This window comes from Hoylesella marshii DSM 16973 = JCM 13450, from assembly GCF_000146675.1.
Classification (GTDB): domain Bacteria; phylum Bacteroidota; class Bacteroidia; order Bacteroidales; family Bacteroidaceae; genus Prevotella; species Prevotella marshii.
Genome location: NZ_GL397214.1, coordinates 1,026,322 through 1,029,258, shown reverse-complemented (window position 1 = coordinate 1,029,258; position 2,937 = coordinate 1,026,322). Strand labels below are relative to the sequence as shown.

Genomic DNA, 2,937 nt, shown 5'->3' with positions numbered 1-2,937 from the left:
TTCGTAGCCGGCCATACTCTGCCCGTGCGCTTCGTCGTCTTCATCGAAAAATCCGCCTTTGGCATCGCCGCCACCGTCGGACGAGTTGTTGTTTACGGGCAGCGAGATGGTTTCCAACAGGTTTTCCGTCTGCATCGGGATAACATGAATCCGCGGTGCGCTATAGATTTCTTTTACTCTCATTGTTTTCGGGGATTAGAATTTATAAAACTTCTTGCCGTTCTTGATGTATATCTCGCCGCTCGGCAGGGCATCGATGTCCGTGCCCATCAGTTTGCCGTCGAGCGTGTAGATGGGGCTGTTGCCTTGCTCCACCGCATCTTCTGCAACAGTGTCGTCGATACCCGTCGGTGTGTCTTCATCGTCGAGCACAATGGCAAAGCCCTTGGCGGGTGCTGCACCGGTGGTGCGCATATAGGCGCGGAACGAATGGATATAGCCGTTGGGGTTGTCGGTGCGGATGGGTCGCCACTGGTTGTTAATCAGATTATACGCTTTCATACCCGCTGCCGTGGCATTGTCGATATTCTCGGTAGTCCCGCCGAAATAGAAGCCTTGGCCATTCGCATCTTGTACCTCGGTAGAGGCGATGGGCGGCGTGACGGGCACCTGCACGTTTACGTCGGTTCCAAACTGTTTGCTCGCCGAACCATCGATAATCCGCACAAGGTAAGGTTTGTTGGCTTCGAGCTGTGTGCCACCATCGCCCACGGAAGTAAAGCGGAAATGCGTAATTCCCAAATGTGTTGTCCTTGCTTCAAATGTATAAGCACGCATGCCGTCGGGCAAAGTTGCAGGATAGGGCAATAAAAGGGTTTTAACAGTAGAGTAAAAAGAGTTGGCAAAGTTGCGCCTAAAGGTTGCTTTGTTGGCCGTAAAAGTATACGGAGAGTAATAGAATCCCTCTCTACTTCCTTCCAAAAGACCACGATCTTCGATATCGTAGACTACGAAATTATCGCAAGTATTGCCGATTACAAAGTTCTCTTCTCCGGCTTCAGGAGCAGGGCTACCTGTAGACAAATAGACCATGGTGAGTGAGAATAATTCTGAAAAAGGACCATTATTATAGCCTTTTCTTGTAATCTTTACTCCTGCAGGAAGCGTTACTCCTTGCATATCTATATACTTTAGCTTGTAATGTCTTCCAACAATTCGATTCCCAAGACGAGTAAGCGACGCTCCTGGTTCGATTCTTAATACTTCAAGATTCGATGTATAGCCAAAAGCAAGTTCTCCAAGTTCCTTGATAGATGCCGGTATAGTAAGTGTTCCTGAAAGACCGTGGCAATATTCAAACGCGTTATCGCCAATTGTCGTAATTTTAGGTATCGATAAATTCGTTATTTTCGTACATCCACTAAAAGCAGCTTGTCCTAAAGTTAAAATGTTGGGAAGTGACAAGACACCGGTGATGGATTTGCATACTAAGAATCCAATAGAACCAATGGTTGTAACTTTGGGGAGAGACAAACTGGTTATTTTCTCGCACTGATCAAACGCACGGGACTCTATCGTGGTGACGTTAGGTAGCGACAATGTACCTGTTATACTGTAACATTTTCTGAATGCCTCTTGTTTCACTGTAGTGACATTAGGCAAGTTGAGTGGTCCTGTTAAACTCTCGCATTCAGAAAATGTTTCTTGCTCAATCGTCGTTACATAGGGTAAAGACAATTGACCTGTTAATTTTTTACATTCGTAAAATGCTCTCTTTCCAATTGTTGTAACATTAGGTAGAGACAAGCCTGTTAATGCCTCGCAGCCCTCAAATGCTTTCTCTCCAATTGCTGTAACGTTAGGTAGAGATAATGTACCTGTTAATTTTTCACAGTCGTAAAATGCACTTTTACCTATTGTTGTAACTTGAGGCGCGGACAAAGAGGTTATCCCTCTACAACCATAAAATGCCTCTTCCTCTATTGTAGTAGCTTTAGGTAATGATAATGACGCCATTAGTGTTAGTATTCCAGAGAATGCCCTTTTCTTGATCGTTATAACATTAGGCAATGAGATTGTGGTTAATGATTTGCAGCCAACGAATGCAACCTCACCAATAACTGTAACATTGGGTGCGGATAGCTCTGTTAACTTATAACAGTCATTAAAAGCGTAATTCCCAATGCTTGTAACTTTAGGTAGAGATAAAGTTCCTGTTACTTTTACACAACGAATGAACGCAAAGTCTCCAACTGTTGTGACTTCTGGCAAAGATAATCCCGTTAGATTTGTACAATAGAAGAACGCTCTTTCTCCAATTGTAGTTGCTTTGGGTAAGGATAATATACCCGTTAATCCTCTACAGTTAGAGAATGCGTTATAGGCTATCGTGATAGCATTAGGTGCAGAGAGGCTTGTTATTTTTGGAGATTCTCCGAATGCCTCTTTTCCTATTGTCGTAACATTTGGTAGAGAAAGTGCGCCTGTTAGATTCAATAATTTATAAAATCCACCTTCCTCAATCGTTTTTACGTTGGGAGGAATGGTAAGGCTTGTGATGGAGTAATGAGCATGAAAAGCACGGATACCTATTGTCGTAACCGGATATTTAGGTCCGTTTCCTACTTCGTTGGGTATATTCAGTGCACCAGAAGCTTGTGTACCATCCATATTTGTTGCACCTTTAATGGTTGCCGTTTGCGGGGTTCCACTTAAGGTATAACGCCATATCTTCCCATTTGCCGTATAGGTATAAATAGTTTGTGCATAGGACACATAAATAGGAAGCATAGAAAGGATGAACAATAATAGTAAAAGTTTTCTTTTCATTGGATTGGGTTTTGTTAAAATGAAACATCGATATATCATCAACTCTCTTTTTTACCCGCAGCAGACGGGTGAAAAGTGAGAATAATTTTAGAGAGATTTTCGTCTTTCCACGCTTTGCTAACGGGCACGAAAAAGCGAACAAAGGGAACTCCTTGGAGCCCTTTGCCT

Annotated in this window: 2 protein-coding genes; both read right to left on the bottom strand. The window is 43.3% G+C overall.

Annotated elements, in window-relative coordinates; translation table 11 throughout:
* Positions 1-183: hypothetical protein (locus HMPREF0658_RS11625; RefSeq protein ID WP_006948857.1), on the bottom strand; the 183-nt coding region annotated here is incomplete at its 3' end.
* Between the two features lie 12 nt (positions 184-195).
* Positions 196-2,769, bottom strand: a complete 2,574-nt coding sequence (locus tag HMPREF0658_RS10945; RefSeq protein WP_006948854.1) for a leucine-rich repeat domain-containing protein — start codon at positions 2,767-2,769, stop codon at positions 196-198.
* Between the last annotated feature and the right edge of the window lie 168 nt (positions 2,770-2,937).

Bases quoted from the DNA above. Each gene is read 5' to 3' on its own strand.
- HMPREF0658_RS10945 (WP_006948854.1), bottom strand. From the start codon at position 2,769: ATGAAAAGAAAACTTTTACTATTATTGTTCATCCTTTCTATGCTTCCT.